Raw genomic sequence first — 25,544 nt, forward strand, 5'->3', positions numbered from 1 at the left:
CCCCACAGGAGCCGCGCCGGTACCGTTCGGTTTGGGGGGAGGGTCGCCCCGGAGGATGGGAGGCGGTGGGAGTAACGGCCCGCAACCTCTCTAGGGACGTTGATCCAGGCAAGCCGGAGTAAAAAGCCGGTAGAGAATCCCGACTGGCCCGCCTTGGTGTTTATCCAAGGTCACGAGAGTGAGGGTAAGTGGTCAAGGCCTGGCAGCGCCGAAGTCATCCCGAAAACTGCCCGAAACTCCGGCGGCAGTGCGCGGCGGGCGAGGTGCCCACACCGCAAACACAATTTCTTCTTCGGGCGCCGCGGCGCCCGCCGCGCAGGCTCCACCCCGTGAGCCACCTGAACTGATCCGAACCCGGATGGCGCCGCCAGTCCGGATACAGATGTATGGAGACGCGCCCTTACGTCACCGAGCCATATTCCGCCCCGGTATCCTGGAACCAGCGTTGCCAGAAGGCTTTCACTTCGCCCAGCGGCAGAGCATATTCCTGACGGGGCACCACGCGGGCGACCACGGCCACGCCCTCAAGGCCGGGCCGCAGGTCCATCAGGGGAGAACTTTCAAACGCCTCCCAGGCGGCGCCCGCCCGGTACATCGAGAAATCCTTCGAATGCTGTATCAGGTCCGACACCAGGATCAGCCGCCGCGCCGGCACGCCGGCCTGGAAATCCGGCCGGTCGCCCAGGGTGAACATCGCCTCCATCAGCGGCGAACTCGGCGCGACCGTATCCACCAGCACTTCCTCCGTGCGCGCCATCAGCGGCTTGTGGAACTTCGCCTGCCAGGCCTGCTCGATCATGCGCGGGTTCTGGAAAACCGGATTGGCGCCCGCCGCGCTGCCCGGCGAGCAGCCAGACCAGACCGTGACCGGATCAAAGGGCGAAGCCGCATTGGGCACGCTCAGCGTCAGGCGGCCATATTTCGGCAGCGCCCGCGCCTCATCCTCCAGCAGCGCGCGCACCCAGGCTATATCGGTGGCGTTGAAGGGGTCAGACTGGTCGACCAGAATGAGGGTGTGGGAGGGGTCCTGCCGGTCCATCCGGCAATTGGTCTCACTGTCGGTGGCCGGGGGCTGGTTCATCGCGGCGGCCGCAAACAGTCCGAATACGGATGTCAGCATCAGCGCAATCGCGCCGCGCCAGAACCAGGGGCCTCTTTCCTTGCGTCTTGGCATGGCGGCCTCCTCAGCCGGCTTTCTTGGCGTCGCCGCCCTTGGCGTCGCGCACCCTGGCAATCTCCTCGACCACCTTCTTCTCCACCGAAGACAGCCCCTGTTGCACATGCTGGATATGCGTCTCCAGCCATTCGCGCGTCAGGTTCAGGGCGGTGATGTTCTGCTCGATCGTCTTGATGGCGGCGTTGGCCTGCGCGCGTTCCTTGCTGAAATCGAAGGGCGGCAGTTGCGGCGTCAGGATCTCGTCGAAATAGGCCGGGCAGGCTGCCTGCTCGCCCAGCCTGTCGCGCAGCTGGTTGCGCTGGCGCCGGTGGGCCTGCCGGTAGGCGACCTTGAGGCCGCGCTCCTGATCGGCCGCCTTCGCCGCCACGGCCACGGCAATATCGCGCCGCGCCTCGATCACATTCATCGCCTTCTCGATCTCGCGCTTGGCCTGGCCATGGCGGGAAAGCTGGGTTTCAAACCACAATCGGCTGGCAGAGAAATAATCGGAAAGGTCACTTCGCAAATCCTCCCGCAGCTGCTGGCGGCGCTCATACGCCTTGCGCTCCTTGCGCCAGACGCGGCCATAGCCGGGATATTTGTCAGAGATCCGGTCATACCCCTCATAGACGGCAATGGAGAAGACCGTCAGCCCAAGGATCAGCAGGGCCAGCGCCACAAAGCTGTCGAGGCTGAAGATGTTCGGGAACATCTCGCGCATGACGGCGCCGGGCGGGATTTCGAACATAGAGAATTCCGCCAGCCGGCCAGCCGCCTCTGCCGCCGCCAGCGCGCTCTCCACCGCGTCGCGGTAGTGCGCCACGAAGAAGTTGAGGAAGATGCCGATAAGGATGCAGACCCCGGCAATGATGCCGCCGGCGATCTTCGCCGGCAGGGCCGGATGGTTGAGATAGCGCAGCCCGAAAAAGCCCGCCACAACGCCGAAAAGCACGTTCACGGCCGAAACGCCAAAGGCGATCATCAGCCCGCCGAGCAGCCCCGAGGACTGGGCATCCTTGAACAGCAGCGCATTGAAGGCGCCCTCAACCAGCATCACGAACATCAGGATGGCGATGGCCTGCTCGACATTCTTCTTGATATCCGGCGTGCGCTCGCCAATCTGCGCGCCGTGGCGCTGGCGGAAGCTCTGCAGCTCTATGATGGCAGCCGAATGGCTGCTGCGCGCGTCTTCGGTATCGTCCACCTCATAATGGCGATACTCATGTTCTTCGGCCTTGATTGCCTCACGCAGCTGGTCGGGGTGAATGTCCGAGGGCGTCTGATCCTGGATATAGTTGCGCACGCTGGCGGCCGTGGACGACATCCACGTGCTCAGCCCCCGGCGCACCTCTTCGGCGCGCTCGGCAATCAGCTGCTCGCGCTCGCTCCATTGATCCTGCGTGATCGCTTCGGAGACAGGGATCGCATCGGCCGCGTCGCGGCGGGCTTCCTTGCGGGTGATGCCACGGCTCAAGCCCAGATCCCCCTTCGCCCGCTTCCCCCTCAATCCGTGAGCGGACGGTTCATTGCGGTCCTCGAAGGATTTCACCTTCTTCTCAAATCCCGTATCCGTGCCCCAGCGCACAGTTTTCCTGTTCATCGCGAACCTCTCGCCTGCGAAAGCGTCTGTTATTCAGCCCACGATGAGGGTCTGGCCGGAGGCTTAACAAGGTTCTAACCATGACGCCGCCTCGCCAAAACGTAATGTTTGTTAACGGACAAATTTTGGAGGGGGCGAGTTGCCATCTTCTCAAGGCCTTAGCGCCGCAAGCTCAAATGCCTGTGTCCGGCAGGCCACAGCGCCGCAATAATATCCCGCTAACACTTGTGGCCAGATTGCCCTCAGGCGGCAACCTTTGCCTTGAGCAGGGTGAGAAGCTCCGTGCCCGACTGGTAGGGCACGAGAATGTCTCCGCTGGTAAGATAGGAAACCGGCACGCCGAGGCGGGCGGCCTCGCTTTCAAAGCCCCGCTTCCAGCTGTCGGTCGTCTCGAAGCCGGAAATCGCCATTGCCGGCACCGACGAAAAGAGGCCATCGCGCAGGAAGGGGTCGCCCTTCAGAGAGGGCTGCAATTCCTGCTGCCAGGTTTCTGCGGTGATGGCGCTGGCGATGTCCCACGCCTCGGCCATCTCGCGCGGATAGGTTTTCACATAGGCGACATCGCCCGGGCTTTTCTGGAAGCAGGTCTGATAGAACCACTGGCTGCCGAACTGCCGGCCCGCCTGGCGGATGGCGCCCAGCGAGATGCGCGCGCCCGCCCGGCTTTCGGTGGTCTGCGACAGGAGGCGGCCAAACCAGGCGGGGCGGAACTCGCCCATCACATCCCGGTTGAACACGCAGTTGGCGAACACGTTGAACGTCACCCGGCGGGATTTCAGCGCCAGGCGCGCGCCCACCGGATTGGCCGACCCGACCGACACCAGAACGATGTTCTCAAGCCCCGCCTCATCGAAGAAGGCCTCGATGATGGCCGCCTGCTGATCGATGCCGGCGACGGGGGCAGAGGCCCCGAAGCCCGGCCGGCGGATGCTGTAGACCCCGAAACCGGAATTGGCCGCATCAATACAGAAGCCCCAGGGGGGGCTCATCGGGTATTCGATCGAGGTCAGGAAGACCAGCGGGCGCAGGTGATCCCCGCCAAACTGCATGTATTCCAGACGGTGATTTGCCGCGCCGATTCCAGCCGTCTGCCAGAACCGCAACACGCGTTTCTTGTCCCCGACCTGGTCGAGTTGGTTTGCCCTCACAGGCAACGGCTGATTATCAGGCAATCCCATTGGCGTTTTACATACCGGAAGCACGTTTCAGGTGAAATGCTTGAGTCGCCCTTCAGGCGCAATAATTTCGAATGAAACCTGTTTATCCCGGCACTGATTGTTCCCGGCCGCCACCATTCCGGGTACAAATACTCAGCAGCACCCGTTTGGCGGAAGTGAGCTAACCTGTAGTGGCTATTACACAGTGACCGGAGTTTCCCAGCCATCATATTGCCCGCCGCCTTCCCGTGCCCGCCGAGAAATGGTCAGGGAATGGCCGGATATGTCGTTGAGCTGCAAAGTGCCATGATGGGCCATCCGGACGAGCCAGAGAGGGGCCGCCTCCTGCGCCGGGGCGACAGAATCAACACGGTAACCCGTCTCGCGGGCCCATCCGGCGAAGGCCTGAGCGGCAGCCTCTTCACGGAAATAGATCCAGTGGCCGATCTCGCGCGGCTTGGCGGGGTCATCGCCCTGCTGCTGCAGCGCGCTTTGCACTTCCATATCGACCATCACCTGCCGGTCATCCTCGGTGGGGTAGAGGTCCTGCCAGTAGACGGCTTTCTCCGGGTCCGGCTCGACATGGATATCCGCCGCGTAACCGGCTTCGGCGGCGGCTGCATTCAGCGCCGCTTCCAGCTCGCGCGGGCCCGCCGGGATCAGGGCCAGAACCCAGCGGACGCCATTATTGGTCACGCGTCCAAGATATTCCCCGCCATGGGCCGTGATGATCTTGTCAAAGGTTTCGTCCAGCTGGTTGACGGGGCCGGCTTCCTCCCGCGTCGTCATGCCATCCCCGCGCGGGGATTTCAGCGGGATGCGGATTTTCATCGCATGGGTCAGCGGCAGATCGCCGAGGCGTTTGGCAATGCCGTCATTGAACACGATGGAAGCGGGCAGGCCGCCCATCTCCGCGAAATACATCCGCCATGCGTCTTCGGCCATCGCCGCGTCTCCTCCTTGGTACGGCCGGTGTGCCGGCTCGCGCATTCTATCGCCAGATACAAAATCGCCGCCAGCACTGGTTTCAGCGTGGCGGCGATCCCGTCAGATGTCACTCCCCCTAGAGTGGAATATTGTCGTGCTTTTTCCAGGGGTTGGTGAGGGATTTGTTCTTCAGCGTGCGGAGCGAGGTGGCGATCCGCTTGCGGGTGTTGTGGGGCATGATGATGTCGTCGATATAGCCCCGCTTGGCGGCCACATAGGGGTTGGCGAAGTTGGTTTCGTATTCCTTGGTGCGCGCGGCGAGCTTTTCAGGATCGCCCGCTTCCTTGCGGAAGATGATCTCGACCGCGCCCTTGGCGCCCATCACGGCGATCTCGGCCGTCGGCCAGGCATAGTTCACGTCGCCGCGCAGGTGTTTGGAGCTCATCACGTCATAGGCGCCGCCATAGGCCTTCCGGGTAATGACGGTCACTTTCGGCACGGTGGCTTCGGCATAGGCAAACAGCAGTTTCGCGCCATGCTTGATGAGGCCGCCATATTCCTGCTTGGTGCCCGGCATGAAGCCCGGCACGTCCACGAACGTCACCAGCGGAATATTGAAACAGTCGCAGAAGCGCACGAAGCGGGCGGCCTTGCGGGAGGCGTCAATGTCCAGAACGCCGGCCAGCGTCATCGGCTGGTTGGCCACCACGCCGACGGTCGAGCCTTCGATCCGGCCGAAGCCGCAGATGATGTTGCCACCAAATTGCGGGCTGATCTCGAAGAAATCGCCCTCGTCGACCACCTTGGTGATCAGCTCTTTCATGTCATAGGGCGTGTTCGGATTGGGCGGCACGAGCGTGTCGAGGCTCATTTCCTGCCGGTCGAAGCTGTCATGCACCGGGCGCGCCGGCGGCTTGTCGCGGTTGGAGGCCGGCAGGTAATCGATCAGCCGGCGGATCTGGATCAGCGCCTCGATGTCGTTCTCGAACGCGCCATCGACCACACCGGACTTCTTGGCATGGACCGAAGCCCCGCCCAGCGTCTCGTGGGTGACTTCCTCATTCGTCACGGTCTTCACAACGTCCGGACCCGTCACATACATGTAGGAGGTGTCCTTCACCATGAAGATGAAGTCGGTCAGCGCGGGCGAATAGACGTCGCCCCCGGCGCAGGGGCCCATGATGACGGAAATCTGCGGGATGACGCCGGAGGAGAGCACGTTCTCCATGAAGATGTCGGCATAACCTGCCAGCGAATCGACGCCTTCCTGAATGCGCGCGCCGCCGGCATCAAAGATGCCGATCACCGGCGCGCCATTCTTGACGGCCATCTGCTGCACCTTGACGATCTTCTCGGCATGGGCGCGGGAGAGCGACCCGCCGAACACGGTGAAGTCCTTGGAGAAGACATAGACAAGGCGGCCATTGATGGTGCCGTGGCCGGTGACGACGCCGTCGCCGGGAATCTTCTGCTCTTCCATGCCGAAATCGGAGCAGCGATGCTCGACGAACATGTCGTATTCTTCAAAGCTGCCCTCATCGAGGAGAACCTGGATGCGCTCGCGCGCGGTCAGCTTGCCCTTGGCATGCTGGCTGTCGATGCGGGCCTGGCCGCCACCGATGCGGGCATCTGCCCGTTTCTGCTCCAGAGCCTCGATGAGATCCTGCATGCCGCGCTGCTCCTTCAATCCGTCAGATTTTTGATGCTTCCGCGTGACTGAATAGCCACTCCGCGAGGCTTGGCAAGCTCGCGCAGGGTCAACAAAGCAATGCGCCCCAGGGCTCCAGGCCTGGGGCGCTTTCCGGTGATTAGGGGTTACGTAGCGTTACCAGCGGCGGCCCGGAGGCGGTCCCTTGCGGTAATCGCGGTTGTGAGGGATGCCGGAAACCTGGGTGACGCGGCCATTGCGCACCTCGCAATCAACCCGCGCCTCGATATCGCGCCGGCCGGTTTCAAACTCGACCTCCTGGAAGGTGACGAAGAAATTCCGCGGTCCGAGCTGGCGGGCCCAATGGTCCTTGTCGAAGTCGACCTCGCGGAAACCAGCGCGGAAGCCTTCCGTGCGGATTGCCGAGCGGCAGGCCTGAACAGCGTCGCGGCGAAGCTCGGCCACCTGCCGGTCGGTCTGGCCCCATTCATTGCGGCCATTATAGCGCGGGCTGCGGAAATCATCCCGGTAGCCAGCCCCTGCGCTGAGGGTAACCTGCGCGCCGAGCAGCGGCGTCTCGACCTTGGCGATGGTCCCGCGCGGGCCGTCTGCGGCTGCCGGGAGGGCGAAGAGCGCCGGCGCAGCAAGCGCAACGACGGCGGCTCCAAGAGTTCTGATGGGCTTCATCATGGGAACAGAAAAACACGCCCTCACCAAACCAGCCCTGAAGCGCGCGTTCATTCCCGGTTTCAGCCCGGTTCATCTGGCTGTCAGGAAAGCGGCGGCGCAGGATCCCGTCAACATTTAATAATCAATCACTCACATTGCCTTATTTTTGCCTCATTTCAAAGCAAGTGAATGATTGATCACAAACTGCACATTGCGGCGCGTGATCCGGTCCGGCGGGCAAGGATTGCCGCGCCCGTCTCACAGAAGGATGCCCCTCATGGCCAATCGCCCGCTTACCCCCTACTGTATTGCCACGCTTCTGGTCGCTGCCCTTGTTGCTGACGGCGCCTTTGCTGACAGCTTCCAGAACGCCTCCACCGCCTCAGGCGACAGCGCCGAAGCCTCCGCGCGGCTCGCCGCCTCAGGCGCGCAGATTACCCTGGGCGCCATCGCCATTCCCCTGCAGGCCGTCGACGGGCTGACCACCGCCGTTGGCGAGTCGGCCAGCTGGATGGGTGAAGAATTCTGGGAAGCTGCCAACGAACCGCTCACGGTATCGGATGAAGTGCTGACAGCGGTTCCGCCGCCAGCCCTGACGGCCCCTGCAACACGCCGCGAGGACTAGGACGATGATACGCTCGTTTCTGGCCGCAGCCGGCCTTGCCATCCTCTTCCTCTCTGCAGCGCCCCCGGCGGCAGCCTTCGACTCCTCAGAAAGCACCGTCTCCGGACGGTTTACCCCGGAGGAGGCTGCCAGCTTCTCGAAGGATATTGAAACGGCCCTTGCCGCGAAAGGCGCGCGCGTCGCCATCGTGTTCCGCACCGGCCGCCCGCGCGCCAAGCTGCCGGAGGGCTTCAATTACACCCATGGCGCATTCTGGGTGTATCAACCGTCCCTCTCGCCCGATGGACGCGAAGTGATGGGGTATTCCGTCTACAATCTCTATAGCGGCGACGGAGAGACCTTGCCCAAATCCCGCTCACGCCTGGTGCAGGATTTCCCCTTCGACTTCGTGGCGGGAAGCCAGGAAGATGATGTCGCCGTTATCATTCCGGCGGTGGAGGTGCAGAAACGCCTCTATAGTGTCATTGCTTCACCCACTTATGAAGCGCTGCATGTTCCGGAATATACCCTGATCGCCAATCCGGCGGACGCCCGCTACCAGAACTGCACGGAATTCCTGCTGGACGTGCTTGCCGCCGCTGTGTGGGAAACGGACAATTACGCCCAGATCAAGGTCAACCTCGGCGCCTATTTCGAACCGGCAGTTGTCCGGGACGCAAGCGGGCTGAAGCGTTTCCTTGCGCCGATGGCAGATCCGCGCCTGCGGTCCGACGATCACAAGGGCAAAGTACGGACGGCCACCTTTGAAAGCATTGCTGCCTTCATGCAGGCCCATGGCTATCTGCGAGAGGTGTTCGTGCTCGACAGGGAAACGGGTATCGCCAGCTAGCTGGCGAGGCCCTCCAGCCAGCGGCCAAGGGCGTCGGATTCGATTTCCTTGGCCTCGCCGGCGGCGCGGGCTTCTTCGTCTTCGCCCCAGCGCTGCATCTGCCACTCTTCGTCGATGCGGGAGAGATGGAAGGCAGACTCTGCCGTCAGCGCCCCCTCGGTCAGCGCCATCGCCAGCAGCGCCGATCCATAGATGCCGCAGCCATAGACCAGCGCGGTCAGCCGGAAATCATCGAGGCTGAGCGCATAGTCCCGCGCCGCCTGCAGCGAGGCGCCGGGCTGGGGCGCGGCGATAATGCCTTCGGTGGTCATCAGGATGACGCCGAGATTTTCAGCCGCCCAGTCGCGCACCGGCGACCAGCGCGCCTCCTGCAGGGCGGCCAGCTCGAACGGTTCCTCGGCCATGTGGCAGAGCAGATCGGTCTCGCAATAGCGCACGACCTCTTCGGCCATTTCCTCGCGCAGCTCCGGCACGCGGTCGAGGGCGACATTGGCCAGCCGCGTCAGATGCATGTTCAGAAGGTCGATATGGGATTTCTGCCCGGCCCATTCCTCGGCCAACTCCTCAGCCAGCGCTTCGGTGGGCAGGCGCAGCAGGGCGCGGGCCGGCGTCTTGATGCTTCGGCCATCCAGCAGGATCTGCCAGCCGCCGCCTTCGGCGGGCTCGACAGTCACATCTTTGTAGAAACGTTTGGGGCGATCATTGGCGGAGGGAGAAGCGGTCATACCCTGCCCATACGACGAACAGCCCCCGCTTCCAAGCCCGCCGGGGCTAGGGCGCGGTTGGGTAAACCGCTGTGGGGCGAGCCTTTTCGAAGGCTGGCGCGGAGAGGGACATCACATCCGCAACCTGCCGGGTATCGGGATCAACCAGAGCTAGCGACCAGCCAAACCGGATGGTACGGAGATTTTCCGCCTTGAGCTCGGTGACCACGATGACGCGGAATTCGGCGCCAACCATCGGCACCTCCGGTGGCAGGGTCATGCCCGGCGCCAGAATGTCTTCGACGGGCGAGCGCCCGAAGCAGAGCCGGTCGCGCCTCAGGCCCACCTTGCAGGTGTCGCCATCCAGCTCGAAATTACGGTCAAAGGCGGCAAAATCCGCCTGGGTGAACTGGGTCAGCGCGGATGCCTGCACGGCCTCGGCAGCCTGCGGCCGGGTCACCACGAACGCGCCGAGGGCGAACAGGGCAGCCCCGGCAATTGCCAACTCTATCATGAGGGTTTTCATGGTTCTATCGATTGCGCTTGGCCCAGCACGGCACACTCTTGGGAGAACATTTCTCCCTTAACGCGCCGATTGCGGCAAATGTTCCTAACAATCGGTAAAAATCTCAACTGCCCCCGCCGGGAAGCAACTAAACCGAGCGGCGGATCTGCTGGCGCCGCTACAGAATGCCTGGCTAAGCCCAGGGGTTAGAAAGTGGGGTGGCGCGCGCCGCGTCTTATCTGGGCTCAGGCCAGGCTCGCATGATTCTGCGCCGCCTCAGGCGAAGGCAAATGCCCGGAGGCTTTCGGTCAGCGTGGTGAACTCGTGATGCACTTCATCAGCCCCGGCAGCAGCCAGTTCCTCGGCCTTGCCGAAGCCCCAGCTGACACCCAGCGCGCGCACCCCGGCAGCCTTGCCCATCGCCATGTCATGGATCGCGTCGCCGATCATCAGGCTTTCCTGCGGGCCGCAGCCAAGCGCGCCCATCGCCTGCTCCACCATGAAGGGATGCGGCTTGCCGGGGCCATCATCGGCGCACCAGACAGTATCGAAGAAATGGCGCAGCTTGTGTTTCTCGAACAGTGCCTCAACCCCGCGATGGGACTTGCCCGTCGCCACGGCCATCAGCCAGCCATCGGATTTGAGCTGGTCCAGCAGCTCCAGCGCGCCGGCATAGAGGGGCTCATGATGGCCGGGCGTGGTGCGGTGGATGACGAAGGATTGCTTGTAAGCCTCCACCAGCGCCGCCAGCCGGTCTGCGCCAATGTCGGGCGGGGCCAGCGTTGAGAGGGCTTCGGTCAGGCTGAGGCCGACGATGCGGCGGGTGGCGTCATAGTCCGGCGGCGGAAGACCCGCGCCCCGGAAGGCGGTTTCCATACAGGCCTGGATTACATCGCGGCTGTCCACGAGAGTTCCGTCCACATCCCAGATCGCAAGGCGCAATTCGGTGAGCTTCACTCGGCGGTCTCCCGGCCTTTTCGCGCTTCGAGGCGCATGCCCACGACCGCGCCGATGCAGAGAGCGATGGGAAGGAAAAACAGCGCCGAGTCCCAGTTGAGCAGAAAGGCCTGCCAGCGGCTTTCCAGCGTGCAGGCCGGCGCAAATTCCAGCGCCGCCCGGCACATGCCGCGCGAGAAGAACATGTAGATCACGAACACCGCGCCGCTGAGCCCGGCGCCGAGGGCCACATTGATCCAGAAGGACAGTCTGCCGAGCATGTCAGATAAACGGGGCCAGCGGGTCCTTGCCCGCCTCCTGTTCCAGGAAGCCCAGCGTTTCGAAGGTCTCTTTCATGTGCGGGGGCAGCGGCGCGATGATCTTGATCGGCTTGCCATGCTCGCGCGGGATGATCAGCGCGCGGGCGTGCAGGTGCAGCCCTTCGGCGAGCCCCTGGGGCACTTCGCGGCGCGACTTGTATTTATGGTCGCCCAGGATCGAGGTGTTCATTTCCAGCATATGGAAACGCAGCTGGTGCATCCTTCCCGTTTCCGGGCGCAACGCCACCCAGGCGGCTTTCGGCCCGGCGGTGGAGACGACGGCATAGTCGGTAATCGCATGGCGGGCGCCTTCCACGCCCTGGGCCGAACGGATCATCCGTTCACGGTCTCCATCGCGGCGTTTCGTGGCGTAGGGGTCCACCGGGCGATAGCCGGACGGCTCATTGATGTCAGGCACGCCTTTCACCATCCAGCAGCGGATCTGGCCCGCCTGCGGGCTCGGCACGCCGACGGTCACAGCCCAGTAGACCTTGTCCATCTCCCGTCCCCGGAAGAGTTCGGTCAGCCGCGCGGCGGCGGCCGGATGCTTGGCCAGCAGCAGAACGCCGGAGGTGTCCTTGTCGAGCCGGTGGACCAGAACGGGCCGGTGGCCGTCTTCTTCCATGCCCGCGATCAGACCGTCGACATGGCGCCCCTGGCCAGAACCGCCCTGAACCGCGAGGCCAGACGGCTTGTTGATCGCCAGCATGTCATCATCCTCATAGATGATGATCGAGCGGAGGAATTCGCGGTCTTCCTCGGAAATCTTGCGTGCCGTCGCCGCCTTGCGCGCGCCGGCATCTTCGGAGGCAAAGATCGGGAAGCGGACTTCATCCGCCGTTTCAAGGCGCGTATTGGCTTTCGCCCGGCCGCCATTGACGCGGATCTGCCCGGTACGGAGCAGTTTCTCCACCTGGCCCTGCGTCACATTCATGCGCCGCTTCAGCCAGCGGTCAAGGCGCGCGCCGGTTTCCTTTTCCGACACGGTTTCAGTAATGATTTGTCCGCTCATGCGAATATCCTGCGGGCCATCCAGAGGCCGATAAAGAGGGCCGACACGCCGAGCAAAACGGAAAGCAGGGCGTAAAGCCCGGCCTTCAGCGTCTCGCCTGAGCGCAGCATGTTGGCGATCTCGAGTGAAAATGCCGAAAACGTCGTGAACCCGCCGAGGACGCCGGTCGCAAGGAAGAGGCGCAATTCCTGACTGGCGCCTTCTGCTTTCAGCGCCAGCCATCCAACGAGGATGCCCATGGCAAAGCTGCCAGCCAGATTTACGAAACCGGTCGCCCAGGGCCAGCCGAGCGGAAGAAAGCGCACAGCCACCACGCCTGCGCCATGGCGCAGGCTCGCGCCGATGGCGCCGCCGAGGGCAACAAGAAGAATTCCGTTCATGGCGCGCCTTTTACGCCGAGGCCGCCGATTACGCCAGCCTGCACCCCAGAGAAGGCACACATGACCAGATACCGCCCGGCACGTAGGGCCCAAGAGAGATTAAAATCTCTTCCTGGACAACGTGTTCCGGCATTAACCAGACGCGCTGGCACCCTGCGGGTGGCGTCCCTCAACCTGTCTGTCCGGCGCTGGGAGTAATCTGGAGCGGGTGAAGGGAATCGAACCCTCGTCGTCAGCTTGGGAAGCTGCTGCTCTACCATTGAGCTACACCCGCCAGAGGCGCGTATTTGATCGGGAACAGGTTTCAGATCAAGCCCTCCCGGCAGTGGATGGCCGGCAGTGAGGGGAGGCGCTTCAGCGGTCCGGCGTGCCTTCCAGGCAGATCAGCGTCTGCTGGCCGACGGCGACGAGCTTGCGGGCCTCTCCCTTGCAGGCGAACACTTCCAGCGTGCACACGGTCAACGTCCGCCCGGATTTGACGACCGTGCCCACCGCCTCCAGCCAGTCGCCCTCAGCGGGCGCGATGAGATTGATCTTGAACTCCACCGTCAGCACGGAGCTGCCCTCCGGAAAGAGGGTGAAGCCCGCATAGCCACCGGCAGAGTCGGCAATCGCCGAAGTGCCCCCGGCATGGAAAAAGCCATGCTGCTGGGTGAGTTCCTCCCGGAAGGGCAGCACGATCACCACCCGGCCGCGTGACACCTGCGTCATCTCTGCGCCCAGATGCGCCATCAGCCCTTGCCGGGCAAAACTCTCGCGCACCCGCCGCTCCGTGGCGGCAGGAAGAGGATAGGGGTCGTCGCTCATGGGTCTGCGCCTTCAGGGTGGAGGTAGGGGAGCCCTGCCTCGCCCGGTTTGGCTGCCTGTGAAAACTGAAAAATCCTGCATTGCGCGTGAGCTGAGCTTTTCCTTGCGCCTTTCGCCCTCAATGCAGCCTGAGATTTCTTCACTCGCCAGCCTCCCCGGCGCCGGGCGAAGGTCGCCGCGCCAACAGACAGGACATGCATTTCCATGACGACCCTCTCCCGCACGGATCTGATCGCCCATGCCGAAGCCTGGATCAGGGACTGGAATGGGCATGATGTGGACGGCGTGATTGCGCCGTGGGCGGAGGATGGCGTGTTCATCAGCCCGGTCGCGGCCGCCGTCACGGGCAGCCCGCTCATTCGCGGCAAACCGGCGCTGAAGGCCTATTGGCAGGGCGCCCTGGCACGGGCCGGTTCCCTGCATTTCACGCCCCTCTCCCTGCAGGTTGACCCCGAAACCCAGAGCCTGCTTGTTCACTACCAGTCCCGCACAAGCGCGCGGCAGGTGCGCGCGGCCGAACTCATGGTATTCGAGAATGGAAAACAGGTACGCGGCGAAGCCTTCTATGGCGCCGAAATGCCGTAATGCCGAAAGAAGGAAGCGCCCCATGCCTGTCTATGTCATCGCCCAGCTGAAGATCGGGGACCGGGCCCGTTATCAGCGCTATGTGGACGCGTTCATGCCGGTGCTGGCCGCCCATGGCGGCCGCCTGCTCGCCGCCGACGACGCCCCCGCGCGCGAAGAAGGCGACTGGCCTTATGACAAGGTGATCCTTCTTTCCTTCCCGGATGAAGCAGCTTTCCGCGCCTGGGCAGGCTCTTCTGATTACCGCCGCATTGCGCAGGACAGGCTCGCGGCCACAACCGGCCCGGTGATCATGGCCCACGGTTTTGGATAAATCTCAGATGACAGACAAATCCCCCATCGAATTCTGGTTCGATTTTTCCTCCGGTTACGCCTATTTCGCGGCGCTGGAGATTGACGCCCTCGGCGCCCGTGCGGGCCGGGCCATTCTCTGGCGGCCCTATATGCTGGGCGCGGCCTTTAAGGTTACCGGTATGCGCGGGCTTTCCTCCACACCCGTGAAGGGAGATTATGCCCGGCATGACTGGGCCCGCGCTGCCCGCCGCAGGGGCGTGCCTTTCGATCCGCCAACGGATCATCCGAAAGTCGCCCTACCCGCGACCCGCGCCTTCTACTGGATCGAGGCAAACCATCCCGGCCGGGAAGCCCCCTTCGCCCGCGAGGTGTTCCGCCGCTACTATTCCGGCGCGCTCGACACCAGCGATGCGGAAGCGGTCGCGGGCATTGCCCCGGCTCTTGGCCTTGACACTGCCGCCGTGCGCGCAGGCCTGGAAGACGCCGCGATCAAGGCGCGCGCCCGCGCCCTGGGCGAGGATGCCGTGGCGCGCGGCATCTTCGGTTCGCCCTTCTTCATGATCGATGAGGAGCCCTTCTGGGGCTGGGACCGCCTGCCCATGCTGGAAGACTGGGCACGCAGCGGCGGCTGGTAATTCTGTCCGCACCCGTTTCAGGCCAGTCATCCTCTCCTTCCCGGTCGCCGCGCTGCGACTGACGCATTAGCGGCCCGGCGCCTCCAGCTGACCGAGCAGCCAGCTGCGCAGGTTGCGCACGCGCCGGTCGGTCGCCAGCCCCTCGGGATAGACCAGCCAGTAAGCCCCGCCTGCCTCGATCCGGTGATCGAATACCGGCGCCAGCCGCCCGGCTTTCACGTCTGCCTCGGCAATCTCCCAGCCTGCCAACGTCAGGCCCGCCCCATCGGCGGCAGCACGCAGGGCAAGGCTGGTGGAATCCACCATCGTCACCGCGCCGGGAGAGACGGGCCCGCCCGGCAGGCTGGCATTCCAGTCTGCCCAGTTGCGCGGCCGGTATTGCGACAGGAAGAGGTTTGACGCAGCCACCACCTCACGCGGTTCCCGTCCGCGCAGCTGTGACGGCGCGGCCAGCAGCGTCACCGTTTCCGGGAAGAGACGATCCGCCCTCAGACCATGCCATTTGCCCGCGCCATGGCGTACGGCAACATCGGCGGCGCCCGCAGACAGGTCCACCACCTCCTGGCTGGTGGAGATCAAGAGCTCAAACCCCGCCTTCTCGAATGGATACTGCGCCAGCCGGGGCGAGAGCCAATGCACGGCAAAGGTTGGCAGCATGGTCAGCCGCAGCGGCCCCTTGCGCCGCTCTTCGGTCACGTCCGCCACCGCCGCGCCGATCCGGGCGAAGCCCTCGGTCAGCGGCGGGGCCAGCCGCGCGCCTGCGGGCGTCAGCTCCAGCCGCGATCCCACCCGGCGCATCAGGTCCACGCCAAGGGCCTCTTCCAGCGCCTTCAGCTGGTGGGAAACCGCCGACGGCGTCACATTCAGCTCGCTCGCCGCTTCCTTAATCGATAACAGACGCGCCGCCGCCTCAAACGCCCGGAGGGCATTGAGCGGCACATTCAGGCGCGGCAGGGAGGCAAAGATCTGGTCAGGCATGGCGAAATCCTAGCGCCGGGCGGTGCGGAGCGGAAGCCGCCTTCAAGCGCTGCCTGTCAGAGCAGCTCTGCCTTAAAGGGACGCCCCTGCCAGCGCAGCGCCGCTACTTCGGCGGCCAGCGGCATTTCGCCAGGCTGGCCCGCTGGCATGGCAGAGAGCACCACGAACACGGTTCCCACTGCCTGCTCTGCCGCTTCGACCAGCGTCATGCGCCCATCGAGCGCCGCTGTCAGCGCGCCGGTGAAGAGGTCGCCCGTACCGTTCGGGCGCACATCCACCTTCGGCGTACGAATCCGCCAGACCGCCCCGCCCTCGCCAATCAGCGTGTCGATGAAGCCGGGCGCTGCTTCGGGGATGGCCCCCGTCACGGCAATCCGGCCTGGCAAGACCGAAGCGCCCTGCTTCAGCGCGGCGGCCACCGCTTCCGTGCTGTGCCCGGCGAGCCCCGCCAGCAGGCCAAATTCGAACGCGTTGGGCGTCAGGATGTCCGCCAGCGGGGCCAGCTCCGCCCGGAAGAATTCCGGCAAGCCCGAGGCGACGAACACACCCAGATCACTGTCCCCGATCACCGGGTCGCAGATGTAGGTAAGCTGAGGATTGGCTGCCTTTGCGCGCTTTACGAAATCCCGCACCGCCTCGCCATTGCCGACAGAGCCGAGATACCCCGTCACCATCAGGCGCGAGGCAGCGACCAACCCCCGCTCCTCCACCCCCGTCAGCAGATCGGCGACAAAATCCGGCGGCAGTATCTTCCCGCGCAGTGTCGGATAGTGCGGCGTGTTGGACAGCAGTGTGGTCGGCACGGCATAGACCTCTACGCCGTTCGCCATCATCGGATGGATCGCCGCGCTGTTGCCCACATGGCCGAATACCACCTGGCTCTGGATCGAAATGACGCTCACGGCGTCTCCTTTTCACGTTTGCTGCCAAGGCCAGGCCAGTAATGATCATCCGGCAGCGGGCGCGGCCCGAAGATCGCCTGCCCCACGCGCACCAGCGTCGCGCCTTCCTCGATCGCCCATGCGAAATCGCCCGACATGCCCATCGACAGCTCGTCCACGCGGGCGCCGGGCGCCGCCTCGCGGATAGCTGTCTGCACCGCGCGCAGCCGCCGGAAACAGGCGCGCACCGCCGCTTCCTCCGCCGAGAAGATCGCCAGTGTCATCAGCCCACGGACCTTGAGCCGCTCGAATGGCGCCAACGCCCGCGCAAAGCCTGCCGCCGCCGATGGCTCCAGCCCGAACTTGCTCTCTTCGCCGGAGGTGTTCACCTGAATGAACACGTCCAGCGTCCGCCCTTCGATTTCCAGCCGCCGTTCCAGCGCCTCGGCCAGTTTGAGGCTGTCCAGCGCCTGAAACGCATCGGCAAAGCGCGCCACATATTTCGCCTTGTTGGTCTGCAGATGGCCGATGATAGACCAGCTGAGATCAAGGTCGGCCAGCGCCTCGGATTTTTCCCTGGCTTCCTGCACCTTGTTCTCGCCGCACTGGCGCAGGCCTGCCGCATAGGCCGCCCGCAGCCGCTCTGCCGGCACGGTCTTCGTCACCGGCAGCAGCGTCACGCTCTCCGGCGCCCGGCCCACCCGCGCGCAGGCCGCCGCCATCCGCTGCTTCACGGCTTCAATATTGGCGGCAATCAGCGCGCCATCCGCAGAAAGGTCGCTCATGGTCAAACCCCTTGCGGGCCTGCGAGAGGCCGCCCGGCTGGCCTATGAACCAGGCTGCCCAGCGTCAAATGAAAATTCCTCGCCCGCCCTGAGACATCTTCGCGGCGCCTTTCAAATGCCTATTGCGAAGCGCAGAAGGAAATGGCACGAGTCATGCCAATACATACCAAAGCCGGCCTGGGAGGAAACAGAATGAAAGTCTTGCGCACACCGGATGCCCGGTTTGAAAACCTCGCCGGCTATGCCTTCGCGCCACATTATCTGGAGGTGAAAGCTGCCGATGGCACGCCCCTCCGGATGCACTATCTCGATGAAGGCCCGCAGGACGGTGAGATCATCCTCTGCCTCCACGGCCAGCCTTCCTGGAGCTTTCTTTACCGCAAGATGATCCCCCTGCTGACAGCCGCCGGATACCGCGTCCTGGCGCCAGACCTGATCGGCTTCGGCAAGTCCGACAAGCCCGGCGCCATCGAAGACTATTCCTATTCCGGCCATGTCGGCTGGCTCGAACAATGGATGCTGGCGCTTGATCTCACGGATATGACCCTCGTCTGCCAGGACTGGGGCGGCCTCCTCGGCCTGCGCCTGGTGGGCCTGCACCCGGATCGCTTCGCCCGCCTCGCCGTCGCCAATACCGGCCTGCCGGATTCCAGACAGCTCGCCCCGCAGATGTCGGAAATGCTCGGCATGCTCTATCCGCAGGTGCCCGTTCCCAGCGCCAAAGATGTCGGCGACGCTTTCCGTTCCGGCGCGCCCGGCGCCTTCCTCTTCTGGGTCAAATATGCCGCCGAAGCGCCAGACTTTTCCATCCGCGATGTCTTCGGTCTCCTCTCGGACATTGCCGACGACAGCGTCCTCGATGGCTATGAGGCTCCGTTCCCGGATGAAACCTATCTTGCCGGCGCCCGTCGCTTTCCCTCGCTCGTGCCGCTCCTCCCCGGCGCAGCCGAGGAACGCGCGAAGAATGACGCCGCCTGGGCCGTCCTCGAGAAATTCGAGAAACCCGTCCTCACCGCCTTTGCCGATGACGATCCCGTCACCAAAGGCGGCGAGGCCCCGTTCCAGACCCGCATCCCCGGCGCAAAGGGCCAGAAGCATGTCACCATCAGCGGCGGCGGCCATTTCCTGCAGGAACACCGCCCGGAAGCCTTCAGCCAGGCGATCATAGACTTCATGCGCGCCAATCCCTGACAGTGTCGTCGCAATTGCCGCCCTTCCCCTGCGTCGGGGCTCCCAAGACCGCTTACCGCACGTTAAACGGGGCACCAGACCTGTTTGAATTTGAGGAGCGCGGGCAATGGCAAAAGGTGATTTTCCGGTCCTGATCGGCGTTGGCCAGGCGATGAGCCAGTGGGATGGCAAGAAGGACCCGGCCGGCGCCCCCTCGCCGCTCTCCCTGATGGCAGACGCTTCCAAAGCTGCCCTCGCTGACACCGGCGCCCCCGGCATCGCCGCCGCCATTGATGCCCTCGCCGTCGTGCGCATCTTCGAGGACTCCGTCCCCGGCGACCACCACCCCCATGGCCACAACACAAACCTCCCCGGCACGCTCGCCCGCGAAACCGGCACAAACCCCGGCTACCTCGTCTACGAAACCGTCGGCGGCCAGAGCCCGCAGGCCCTCGTCAACGAATTCGCCCGCCGCATCCATGACGGCGAGTTCGAAGCCGTCCTCATCTCCGGCTCGGAGGCCAACCGCGCCTCCAAGGGCGCCCGCAAGCATGGCGTCGAGATCAACTGGGCCGACCAGGACGCGCGCGACTATGAAGACCGCGGCCTCGGCCCGATGATGCTCTCACGCCCCGAGATCAAGCACGGCCTCGTCACCCCGGCTTACTTTTACGGCCTGTTTGAAAACGCCATCGCCGCCCGCGAAGGCCGCAGCCGCTCCGGCCAGCGCAAGGCCATGGCCGAGCTTTTCCAGCCCTTCTCCGCCGTCGCCGCGAAAAACCCCTACTCGCAATTCCCGCAGGAACATTCGGTGGAGTTCCTCTCCACGCCCTCCCGCGAAAATTATGAGTATGCAGACCCCTTCCTGAAATGGTTCATCGCGCAGGACGCCGTCAACCAGGGCGCCGCCGCCATCCTCGTCTCCTCCTCCAAGGCAGACGAACTCGGCGTGCCCGAGTCCAAGCGCGTCTACCTTCATGGCGGCGGCGAAGCCGGCGATGACCACATCTCCGTCCGCCCGGTGCTGGACCGGTCCTGGGCCATGGACACGGCTGTCTCCCGCGCCCTCGCCCAGGCCGGCAAGACCAGCGCCGAGATCCACCATCTTGATCTTTATTCCTGCTTCCCCTGCGCCGTCTTCTCCGGTGCCGCCGCGCTCGGCCTCGACTGGAAAACCGACAAGCGCCCGCTCACCCTCACAGGCGGCCTGCCCTTCTTCGGCGGCCCGGGCAACAACTACTCCCTACACGGAATAGCTGAAATGGTCGCCCGCCTGCGCGAGAACCCCGGCCATTCCGGCCTCGTCCTCGCCAATGGCGGCTGGATGACCAAGGAAGCCGCCGGCGTCTATTCCACCACCAAACCGGCGAAATTCACCCCCGCCGAAAAAGGCGCCAAGCCCACCAGCCAGGTCGGGATTGCCACTGAAACCTGCGAAGCGACGCTCGAAACCTTCACCGTCACCCATGGCAAGGACGGCCCGGAACGCGGCATCATCTTCGCCCGCCTGGCCGATGGCCGCCGCGCCATCGCCAACAATGCCGACGCCGCCACCCTCGCCGTGCTGCGCGAAGACGCCAGTCCCGTAGGCCGCAAGGTCGCCATCACCGTAGACGGCGAACAGGGCACGTTCACCTTCGTCTGATAGCGCCCCCCTCAACCCTTCCTCCCGCTCACCCCCGCGAAAGCGGGGGTCTAGGGCGGGTAATGACCTTGCGAGATCCCCGCCTTCGCGGGGATGAGGGGCTAAAGAGTATCCCCGCTTGCCCCCCGCCCCGGCTTCGGCCAAAACCGGCCGCATGACGAAACATTTCAAGACATTCGGCGTCATCGGCGCAGGCGCTTGGGGCACAGCCATCGCGCAGATGCTCGCCCGCGAAGGCCAGACGGTCCACCTCTGGGCACTCGAGCCCGAAGTCGCCGCCGCCATCAACACCGCCCGCGAAAACACCGCCTTCCTCAAGGGCGTGCCGCTGAAGCCGGAAATCCGCGCCACCAACCGCCTCGAAGACCTCGGCCCCGCCGACGCCATCTTCGCCGTCGCCCCGGCCCAACACACCCGGGTCACCCTGCGCGCCCTGCGGGCCAGCCTGCGCCCCGGCACGCCCGTCGTCCTCTGCTCGAAGGGCATCGAACTCGCCACCGGTGAATTCATGACGCAGGTTCTCAAGGATGAGCTACCCGAAGCGATCCCCGCCGTCATGTCCGGGCCAAGTTTCGCCATCGACGTCGCCAAGGGCCTGCCCACCGCCGTCACCCTCGCGATGGAAGATACCATCCTCGGCACAGAGCTGATCCAGGCCATATCCACACCCACCTTCCGGCCCTATCTGGGCACGGATCTTCTGGGGGCGGAGATTGGGGGTTCGGTGAAAAATGTCCTCGCCATCGCCTGCGGCATCGCGCTTGGCAAGGGCCTTGGCCGCTCGGCCCATGCCGCCCTCATCGCGCGCGGCTACGCGGAGATGACGCGCCTCGCCCTCGCCCTCGGAGCCGAGGCGGAAACCCTCACCGGCCTCTCCGGCCTCGGTGATCTCGTCCTCACCTGCTCCTCGGAAACCAGCCGCAACATGTCCCTCGGCCTGGCGCTTGGCCAAGGCGAACCCCTCGCCGGCATCCTCGCCGCCCGCAACGCCGTCACCGAAGGCGTCGCCACTGCCCCGGTCCTGCGCCGCCTCGCCCGCGAACGCGGCATCGAAATGCCGATCTGCGAAGCCGTCGCCGCCGTCATCGAAGGCGAGATCACCGTGGACGAGGCCATCACCGCCCTGCTGATGCGCCCGGTCAGGGCCGAAGCGGTGAAATCCTAGTCCCAAGCCCCTCAGCGAGCCGCCTTGGCCAGTCCAAGCTCGTAGCGCGCCAGATCCCGCTTCAGTTCCGGAAGCAGGATGAAGACAGCCAGCAGGTTGGGGATTGCCATTGCAAAGAGCGTTGCGTCGATGAAGTCCACGATATGCACCAGCTGCACCAGCGCGCCGGTGGAAAGCACGGCGCACAAGGCAAGCTTGTAGATCACGTCCGCCCGCTGACTGTCCTTGAAAAGGTATCCCACCGCCTTTGAGCCGTAATAGGCCCAGCTCACTGCCGTGGAGAAGGCAAACAGAATCACGGACGCGCACAGGATATAGGCAAACCAGGGGAACACCGATTCAAAGGCATAGGAGGTCATCCCGATCCCCATGGGTATGCCCGACTGCCAGGCGCCGGTGACGAGGATGATGAGCCCGGTCGTCAGGCAGACCACAATCGTATCGATGAACGGTTCGACCAGCGCCACATATCCTTCCGTCAGCGGATTGTTCGTCCGGACAGCCGAGTGCGCGATGGCCGACGAGCCGGTGCCCGCCTCGCTGGAATAGGTGGCCCGCTTCAGCCCGTTTATCAGCGCGCCGACAGCCCCGCCCGCAGCAGCGTCCAGACCAAACGCGCCTTCGAAAATCTGCCGCAGCACCATGGGAATATGCCCGGCATTGACAGCAAGGATCACGAAGCCCGCCCCGAGATAGAGCGCGCACATGGCCGGCACCAGCCGCGAGGTAACCCTGGCGATCGACCGGATACCGCCCAGAACAATTACGGCAATCAGGACAGCCAGAACGACCCCGAACAGGAAAGGCGCCTTGATGTCGGTCACCCGTTCGAACTGCACATATGCCTGGTTGATCTGGAAAATACTGACCGATGCCCCAACCGCCATGAGGGCGAACATCACGCCCAGCACCTTGCCAAGCTTCGGCCGCTTCAGCCGGGCAAACGCCTCTTCGATGTAATACATCGGCCCGCCGGAAACCCGGCCGTCGGCGGAGATCTTCCGGTATTTTACCGCCAGGGCGCATTCGGCAAATTTGGTAGACATCGCAAAGAAGCCCGCCACCAGCATCCAGAAGATCGCGCCCGGCCCGCCAAGTACGATGGCAATGGGAACGCTGGCGATGTTGCCGAGGCCGATCGTGCCGGACAAGGCCGCAGAAAGGGCCTCGAAATGGGAAATCTCACCCTTGGTATTATGATCCTTCGGAGCGCCCTTGATGAGAATTTTCCAGGCATGGGCAAAGCCCCTTATGTTCAGGAAACGGAGCGCCAGCGTAATGGCAACCGACCCGCATCCCAGCCACAGCACGACCAGAGGCACTTCCACATCCCCGGCCTTCAGGGAATAGAAAATGATCCCGTTGAAGAAAGACGCAGCCGGCGCGAACACCTCATCAAGAGAGACCATGTTTCCTCCGGTCAGAATGCTGCGATGGCCGGACACCCTGTCCGATCCTTACAAAGCCAAAAATTGAAGGGCGGTGAGCCGGCTTCCGCAGAAGGCCCGCTCCCCGATGGTGCTTATTCTCCGCCTGTGCGGGCAGCCGAACGCTGGGCAGCGGGAATGTAGCGGGCTTCCAGAGAATCCTGGCGCGAGAGGAGCGATTGTTCCTGGCCGCCGATATAAAGCCCGCGGAGCTCGGTTGCCGGCTCGAAGGGGTCGCCCGACCAGATGGCAACATCCGCGCGCTTGCCAGCGGCAATTGATCCGAGGTCGGATGCTCCCCAGATCATGGCGGGCGTTGCCGTAATCGCTTTCAGGGCGTCTTCCGCCGGAACGCCGCGCGCAGTCGCCATTCCCGCAAAGAACCGGACCTTGCCGGCGTCATGTGCCGCCGCTCCGCCCCGGATGATGAGCCGCACGCCCGCCGCATGAAGCTTTGCAGCATTGTCTGAAGTGGCGCCGATCTCGTCGAAATCGCCCGGCAGATTGTCGCTGGGATCAATGGCCACCGGAATGCCCGCGCGCGCGATCTGATTGGCAACCACCCATCCTTCCGCAGCGCCGACGAGCACCAGCTTGATCTTTTCAGCCGATGCGATGTCGATAAGCGTAAGAATGTCAGACGCGCGGTCCACCCGCACGGTGATCGGCTTTTCGCCCCGGATGACCGGGACCAGCGCTGCAAGGTCGGGCTCAGACCATTGTCGCGACACAATCTCGCCCTTGGCAAAGAGCTTCGGGTCCTTCGCATAGCGGCGCACATCGGCAAGGTCGGAGCGGAACTGGACGAAGGTTGCCCCCCGGCCATAGGCGCCGGTGCGCATATCCCAGACCACGCCAACATGCGGGATGATTTCTGGCTGCAGGCTTTCCTGCAGGCTCAGAATGGCGGCCTGCCCGGAGAAGGTTGCATTGTCCGCCCCCGGATTGGGCATGACGATTGCCCGGGTAACGCCGCCCTTGCGGGCAACGGGAATGGTTGTCGACAGCGGATTGATCGCATACTGTACGTCATATCCGGCGCTGATACGTCCCGAACGGCTTGACGTTTCAGCGGCGTCCGATCCGCCCGAAATCTCAACCATTCCAATCACGGAATCTGTCGCGATGAAGCCCGGCGTGATCGTCATTCCGGTCATGTCAACCACCTGGGTCCCAGCCGGAAGGCGGACGTCCGCCCCCACCGAAACAATCCGCCCTTTGTCTATAAGGACCGTCCCGCTCTCGATCGTTCCGGCCTTGTCCGCCGTCATGATCCGCGCGCCGCGCAGCGCCACCGGCTCGGCCACGGCCGAAGCCGCAAGGCTTGCAATACCAACAACAAGCACTATCGCCCGATCAATCATTGTGCTGCCTCCAAAACCGGCTGCCCCAGGAGGAAATCAGAATCCGGCTGCGTGGCAGGATCATCCCTGTCCACAACCTTGACCCCGTCGATGAAAACCTTCTCCGCGACCGCATAGACACTGAACGGATCGGCAGACCACAGAACAAGGTCGGCCATTTTTCCAGGCGCGAGGCTCCCCGTCCGGTCAGCAATCCCGAGCGTGATCGCCGGATTCAGCGTGATCCATGAAATCGCCACTTCCGGGCTGATCTCTTCTCCCACACGGCGGGCCGACGCCATCGCCATCGCCGCCTCCAGATTGAGCCGCTGCACGAGAACGGCGCTGTCGGAATGCAGCATCGTATGCACCCCCGCCCATTCCAGCGCCGCTACGTTCAGGGGCACCGCATCATACGCTTCCAGCTTGAAGCCCCAGCGATCAGCCCAGGTCGCCACGCCAATACCTTCGTCGGCCAGCGTATCGGCAATCTTGTAGGCTTCCGTGGCATGGTGGAACGCCCCGATCTTGAAGCCGAACTCCTTCGAGAGATCGATCATTTGCATCATTTCATCGGCGCGATAGCAGTGGATATGCGTTGTAATGTCCCCGGCCAAAATACCGGCCAGGGTCTCAAGCCGCAGATCTGTTTTCTGGCTTTCACCTTTTCTCTTCTTTTCGAGGTAAGCCTGGGCATCGATGAAGGCCGAGCGGAACCCGGCCATGTTTCCCATGCGGGTGAACGGATCATTTCCGCGGGCGGCGTAGACGATGGGATTTTCGCCGCAAGCCATCTTGGCCCCATAGGGCGCGCCGGGAAATTTCATGCCCTGAACGCTGACTGAGGAAACATTCTTGATGGTTACGGAGCGCCCGCCAAAAAGGTTTGCCGATCCAGGAAGGATTGCCAGCGTGGTCACCCCGCCCCGGCGCGCCATCTCAAAGCCGGGATCCTGGGGCCAGATCGAATGCTCCGCCCAGACTTCCGCTGTGTTCTTGCCGGTTTTTTCATTGCCATTGCGCATCGACGGCACGCCCGGCGAAGAAAACACGCCGAGATGGGAATGAATGTCGATGATGCCGGGGGTAACCCATTTTCCCTTGCCGTCGATCACCTGAACATCCGATGGCAGATCAAGATCCTTGCCGATAGCGGTAATCTTTCCGTCCCGGAACAGGATGGTTGCGCCGGGAACGGCAGGCCCTTCCGCCGTCAGAACAGTTGCTCCGACGATTGCCGTGGGCGGAGACGGACCGGGCGAATAGGTGGATGGGTAGGGACCTTCCGGCTGCGCCGCGGCAGGTAGCCACAAGCCAATCAGCAGTGAAGCCCCCAACAGACAGGCGCGAACGTTCATCGT

Annotated in this window: 27 protein-coding genes and 1 tRNA gene; 8 read left to right on the forward strand and 20 right to left on the reverse strand. The window is 63.9% G+C overall.

Annotation, left to right across the window (positions count from 1 at the left end; genetic code table 11):
• Positions 1 to 400: 400 nt before the first annotated feature.
• The 6 genes from C0456_RS06130 to C0456_RS06155 all read right to left on the reverse strand — a co-directional run bounded on the left by C0456_RS06130 (position 401) and on the right by C0456_RS06155 (position 7,178).
• Complete coding sequence (locus C0456_RS06130) at positions 401 to 1,174, reverse strand: hypothetical protein (protein ID WP_291049628.1); 774 nt, start codon at positions 1,172 to 1,174, stop codon at positions 401 to 403.
• Positions 1,175 to 1,184: 10 nt separating this feature from the next.
• Positions 1,185 to 2,756, reverse strand: a complete 1,572-nt coding sequence (locus C0456_RS06135; RefSeq protein WP_291049630.1) for a hypothetical protein — start codon at positions 2,754 to 2,756, stop codon at positions 1,185 to 1,187.
• Between the two features lie 242 nt (positions 2,757 to 2,998).
• On the reverse strand, positions 2,999 to 3,910 hold the full coding sequence (locus C0456_RS06140; RefSeq protein ID WP_291049632.1) for a hypothetical protein: 912 nt from the start codon (positions 3,908 to 3,910) through the stop codon (positions 2,999 to 3,001).
• 201 nt (positions 3,911 to 4,111) lie between these two features.
• Positions 4,112 to 4,858: a DUF695 domain-containing protein gene (locus C0456_RS06145; protein ID WP_291049634.1), complete on the reverse strand. Its 747-nt coding sequence runs from the start codon at positions 4,856 to 4,858 to the stop codon at positions 4,112 to 4,114.
• Positions 4,859 to 4,976: 118 nt separating this feature from the next.
• Complete coding sequence (locus tag C0456_RS06150) at positions 4,977 to 6,509, reverse strand: acyl-CoA carboxylase subunit beta (RefSeq protein WP_291049636.1); 1,533 nt, start codon at positions 6,507 to 6,509, stop codon at positions 4,977 to 4,979.
• A gap of 156 nt (positions 6,510 to 6,665) precedes the next feature.
• A complete protein-coding gene (locus C0456_RS06155) occupies positions 6,666 to 7,178 on the reverse strand; it encodes a hypothetical protein (RefSeq protein WP_291049639.1) in 513 nt (170 codons plus the stop codon).
• Positions 7,179 to 7,434: 256 nt separating this feature from the next.
• Between C0456_RS06155 and C0456_RS06160 the strand changes: the two genes are divergently transcribed.
• Positions 7,435 to 7,782, forward strand: coding sequence for a hypothetical protein (locus tag C0456_RS06160; protein ID WP_291049641.1), 348 nt, complete (start codon positions 7,435 to 7,437; stop codon positions 7,780 to 7,782).
• Positions 7,783 to 7,786: 4 nt separating this feature from the next.
• Positions 7,787 to 8,611, forward strand: a complete 825-nt coding sequence (locus C0456_RS06165; RefSeq protein WP_291049644.1) for a DUF2145 domain-containing protein — start codon at positions 7,787 to 7,789, stop codon at positions 8,609 to 8,611.
• On the opposite strand, the gene C0456_RS06170 is transcribed toward C0456_RS06165, so the two are convergent.
• The 8 genes from C0456_RS06170 to C0456_RS06205 form a co-directional block, all read right to left on the reverse strand.
• Positions 8,608 to 9,336 carry an ATP12 family chaperone protein gene (locus C0456_RS06170; protein ID WP_291049647.1) on the reverse strand — a complete coding sequence of 243 codons (729 nt, stop codon included), beginning with the start codon at positions 9,334 to 9,336 and terminating at the stop codon, positions 8,608 to 8,610. The genes C0456_RS06165 and C0456_RS06170 overlap by 4 nt on opposite strands.
• Positions 9,337 to 9,382: 46 nt before the next feature.
• Positions 9,383 to 9,841: a hypothetical protein gene (locus tag C0456_RS06175; protein WP_291049650.1), complete on the reverse strand. Its 459-nt coding sequence runs from the start codon at positions 9,839 to 9,841 to the stop codon at positions 9,383 to 9,385.
• A gap of 255 nt (positions 9,842 to 10,096) precedes the next feature.
• Positions 10,097 to 10,777, reverse strand: coding sequence for an HAD-IA family hydrolase (locus tag C0456_RS06180; protein WP_291049652.1), 681 nt, complete (start codon positions 10,775 to 10,777; stop codon positions 10,097 to 10,099).
• The gene (locus C0456_RS06185; protein WP_291049655.1) at positions 10,774 to 11,037 is read right to left on the reverse strand and encodes a hypothetical protein; all 264 of its coding nucleotides are present in this window, start codon (positions 11,035 to 11,037) and stop codon (positions 10,774 to 10,776) included. Before C0456_RS06185 ends, C0456_RS06180 begins: the two co-directional genes overlap by 4 nt.
• Position 11,038: 1 nt before the next feature.
• On the reverse strand, positions 11,039 to 12,088 hold the full coding sequence (locus C0456_RS06190) for an RluA family pseudouridine synthase (RefSeq protein WP_291049657.1): 1,050 nt from the start codon (positions 12,086 to 12,088) through the stop codon (positions 11,039 to 11,041).
• Complete coding sequence (crcB, locus tag C0456_RS06195; RefSeq protein ID WP_291049659.1) at positions 12,085 to 12,468, reverse strand: fluoride efflux transporter CrcB; 384 nt, start codon at positions 12,466 to 12,468, stop codon at positions 12,085 to 12,087. The genes C0456_RS06190 and crcB overlap by 4 nt, the downstream gene beginning before the upstream one ends.
• Positions 12,469 to 12,668: 200 nt before the next feature.
• A tRNA-Gly gene (locus C0456_RS06200) sits at positions 12,669 to 12,742 on the reverse strand.
• 80 nt (positions 12,743 to 12,822) lie between these two features.
• Positions 12,823 to 13,275: a PaaI family thioesterase gene (locus C0456_RS06205; RefSeq protein WP_291049662.1), complete on the reverse strand. Its 453-nt coding sequence runs from the start codon at positions 13,273 to 13,275 to the stop codon at positions 12,823 to 12,825.
• 204 nt (positions 13,276 to 13,479) lie between these two features.
• Between C0456_RS06205 and C0456_RS06210 the strand changes: the two genes are divergently transcribed.
• From C0456_RS06210 to C0456_RS06220, 3 genes are read left to right on the forward strand one after another with little or no spacing between them, the layout of a single operon-like run.
• Positions 13,480 to 13,860, forward strand: a complete 381-nt coding sequence (locus tag C0456_RS06210; RefSeq protein ID WP_291049665.1) for a nuclear transport factor 2 family protein — start codon at positions 13,480 to 13,482, stop codon at positions 13,858 to 13,860.
• Positions 13,861 to 13,882: 22 nt separating this feature from the next.
• Positions 13,883 to 14,173: a DUF1330 domain-containing protein gene (locus tag C0456_RS06215; RefSeq protein WP_291049668.1), complete on the forward strand. Its 291-nt coding sequence runs from the start codon at positions 13,883 to 13,885 to the stop codon at positions 14,171 to 14,173.
• Positions 14,174 to 14,180: 7 nt separating this feature from the next.
• Entirely contained in the window at positions 14,181 to 14,789 is a 609-nt protein-coding gene (locus C0456_RS06220) for a 2-hydroxychromene-2-carboxylate isomerase (protein WP_291049670.1), read from the forward strand.
• A 66-nt stretch (positions 14,790 to 14,855) separates the two neighbouring features.
• Here the strand turns inward: C0456_RS06220 and C0456_RS06225 are convergent, their stop codons facing one another.
• From C0456_RS06225 to C0456_RS06235, 3 genes are read right to left on the reverse strand one after another with little or no spacing between them, the layout of a single operon-like run.
• Positions 14,856 to 15,767: a LysR substrate-binding domain-containing protein gene (locus tag C0456_RS06225; protein ID WP_291049672.1), complete on the reverse strand. Its 912-nt coding sequence runs from the start codon at positions 15,765 to 15,767 to the stop codon at positions 14,856 to 14,858.
• A gap of 56 nt (positions 15,768 to 15,823) precedes the next feature.
• Complete coding sequence (gene pdxY / locus C0456_RS06230; RefSeq protein WP_291049674.1) at positions 15,824 to 16,669, reverse strand: pyridoxal kinase; 846 nt, start codon at positions 16,667 to 16,669, stop codon at positions 15,824 to 15,826.
• Positions 16,666 to 17,433, reverse strand: a complete 768-nt coding sequence (locus tag C0456_RS06235) for a YggS family pyridoxal phosphate-dependent enzyme (protein WP_291049677.1) — start codon at positions 17,431 to 17,433, stop codon at positions 16,666 to 16,668. Before C0456_RS06235 ends, pdxY begins: the two co-directional genes overlap by 4 nt.
• Before the next feature lie 192 nt (positions 17,434 to 17,625).
• On the opposite strand from C0456_RS06235, the gene C0456_RS06240 reads away from it, so the two are divergent.
• The 3 genes from C0456_RS06240 to C0456_RS06250 all read left to right on the forward strand — a co-directional run bounded on the left by C0456_RS06240 (position 17,626) and on the right by C0456_RS06250 (position 21,413).
• Positions 17,626 to 18,624: a haloalkane dehalogenase gene (locus C0456_RS06240; RefSeq protein WP_291049679.1), complete on the forward strand. Its 999-nt coding sequence runs from the start codon at positions 17,626 to 17,628 to the stop codon at positions 18,622 to 18,624.
• A gap of 106 nt (positions 18,625 to 18,730) precedes the next feature.
• Positions 18,731 to 20,248, forward strand: coding sequence for an acetyl-CoA acetyltransferase (locus tag C0456_RS06245; protein ID WP_291049681.1), 1,518 nt, complete (start codon positions 18,731 to 18,733; stop codon positions 20,246 to 20,248).
• Between the two features lie 154 nt (positions 20,249 to 20,402).
• Positions 20,403 to 21,413 carry an NAD(P)H-dependent glycerol-3-phosphate dehydrogenase gene (locus C0456_RS06250; RefSeq protein ID WP_291049683.1) on the forward strand — a complete coding sequence of 337 codons (1,011 nt, stop codon included), beginning with the start codon at positions 20,403 to 20,405 and terminating at the stop codon, positions 21,411 to 21,413.
• 11 nt (positions 21,414 to 21,424) lie between these two features.
• Here the strand turns inward: C0456_RS06250 and C0456_RS06255 are convergent, their stop codons facing one another.
• From C0456_RS06255 to C0456_RS06265, 3 genes are all read right to left on the reverse strand, one after another.
• The gene (locus C0456_RS06255) at positions 21,425 to 22,822 is read right to left on the reverse strand and encodes a sodium:alanine symporter family protein (RefSeq protein WP_291049686.1); all 1,398 of its coding nucleotides are present in this window, start codon (positions 22,820 to 22,822) and stop codon (positions 21,425 to 21,427) included.
• A 113-nt stretch (positions 22,823 to 22,935) separates the two neighbouring features.
• Positions 22,936 to 24,204 (reverse strand): amidohydrolase family protein, encoded by a 1,269-nt coding sequence (locus C0456_RS06260; RefSeq protein WP_291049688.1) that lies wholly within the window; start codon positions 24,202 to 24,204, stop codon positions 22,936 to 22,938.
• On the reverse strand, positions 24,201 to 25,541 hold the full coding sequence (locus C0456_RS06265; protein WP_367179220.1) for an amidohydrolase: 1,341 nt from the start codon (positions 25,539 to 25,541) through the stop codon (positions 24,201 to 24,203). Before C0456_RS06265 ends, C0456_RS06260 begins: the two co-directional genes overlap by 4 nt.
• Between the last annotated feature and the right edge of the window lie 3 nt (positions 25,542 to 25,544).

It is taken from the genome of Hyphomonas sp. (genome assembly GCF_013823385.1).
GTDB lineage: Bacteria > Pseudomonadota > Alphaproteobacteria > Caulobacterales > Hyphomonadaceae > Hyphomonas.

Coding starts and splice junctions, on each gene's coding strand:
- C0456_RS06165 (WP_291049644.1), top strand. CDS start 7,787: ATGATACGCTCGTTTCTGGCCGCAGCCGGCCTTGCCATCCTCTTCCTC.
- C0456_RS06160 (WP_291049641.1), top strand. CDS start 7,435: ATGGCCAATCGCCCGCTTACCCCCTACTGTATTGCCACGCTTCTGGTC.
- C0456_RS06215 (WP_291049668.1), top strand. CDS start 13,883: ATGCCTGTCTATGTCATCGCCCAGCTGAAGATCGGGGACCGGGCCCGT.
- C0456_RS06240 (WP_291049679.1), top strand. CDS start 17,626: ATGAAAGTCTTGCGCACACCGGATGCCCGGTTTGAAAACCTCGCCGGC.
- C0456_RS06150 (WP_291049636.1), bottom strand. CDS start 6,509: ATGCAGGATCTCATCGAGGCTCTGGAGCAGAAACGGGCAGATGCCCGC.
- C0456_RS06135 (WP_291049630.1), bottom strand. CDS start 2,756: ATGAACAGGAAAACTGTGCGCTGGGGCACGGATACGGGATTTGAGAAG.
- C0456_RS06190 (WP_291049657.1), bottom strand. CDS start 12,088: ATGAGCGGACAAATCATTACTGAAACCGTGTCGGAAAAGGAAACCGGC.
- C0456_RS06170 (WP_291049647.1), bottom strand. CDS start 9,336: ATGACCGCTTCTCCCTCCGCCAATGATCGCCCCAAACGTTTCTACAAA.
- C0456_RS06245 (WP_291049681.1), top strand. CDS start 18,731: ATGGCAAAAGGTGATTTTCCGGTCCTGATCGGCGTTGGCCAGGCGATG.
- crcB (WP_291049659.1), bottom strand. CDS start 12,468: ATGAACGGAATTCTTCTTGTTGCCCTCGGCGGCGCCATCGGCGCGAGC.
- C0456_RS06130 (WP_291049628.1), bottom strand. CDS start 1,174: ATGCCAAGACGCAAGGAAAGAGGCCCCTGGTTCTGGCGCGGCGCGATT.
- C0456_RS06265 (WP_367179220.1), bottom strand. CDS start 25,541: ATGAACGTTCGCGCCTGTCTGTTGGGGGCTTCACTGCTGATTGGCTTG.
- C0456_RS06155 (WP_291049639.1), bottom strand. CDS start 7,178: ATGATGAAGCCCATCAGAACTCTTGGAGCCGCCGTCGTTGCGCTTGCT.
- C0456_RS06220 (WP_291049670.1), top strand. CDS start 14,181: ATGACAGACAAATCCCCCATCGAATTCTGGTTCGATTTTTCCTCCGGT.
- C0456_RS06235 (WP_291049677.1), bottom strand. CDS start 17,433: ATGAGCGACCTTTCTGCGGATGGCGCGCTGATTGCCGCCAATATTGAA.
- C0456_RS06225 (WP_291049672.1), bottom strand. CDS start 15,767: ATGCCTGACCAGATCTTTGCCTCCCTGCCGCGCCTGAATGTGCCGCTC.
- C0456_RS06250 (WP_291049683.1), top strand. CDS start 20,403: ATGACGAAACATTTCAAGACATTCGGCGTCATCGGCGCAGGCGCTTGG.
- C0456_RS06260 (WP_291049688.1), bottom strand. CDS start 24,204: ATGATTGATCGGGCGATAGTGCTTGTTGTTGGTATTGCAAGCCTTGCG.
- C0456_RS06175 (WP_291049650.1), bottom strand. CDS start 9,841: ATGAAAACCCTCATGATAGAGTTGGCAATTGCCGGGGCTGCCCTGTTC.
- C0456_RS06205 (WP_291049662.1), bottom strand. CDS start 13,275: ATGAGCGACGACCCCTATCCTCTTCCTGCCGCCACGGAGCGGCGGGTG.
- C0456_RS06255 (WP_291049686.1), bottom strand. CDS start 22,822: ATGGTCTCTCTTGATGAGGTGTTCGCGCCGGCTGCGTCTTTCTTCAAC.
- C0456_RS06210 (WP_291049665.1), top strand. CDS start 13,480: ATGACGACCCTCTCCCGCACGGATCTGATCGCCCATGCCGAAGCCTGG.
- C0456_RS06145 (WP_291049634.1), bottom strand. CDS start 4,858: ATGGCCGAAGACGCATGGCGGATGTATTTCGCGGAGATGGGCGGCCTG.
- C0456_RS06185 (WP_291049655.1), bottom strand. CDS start 11,037: ATGCTCGGCAGACTGTCCTTCTGGATCAATGTGGCCCTCGGCGCCGGG.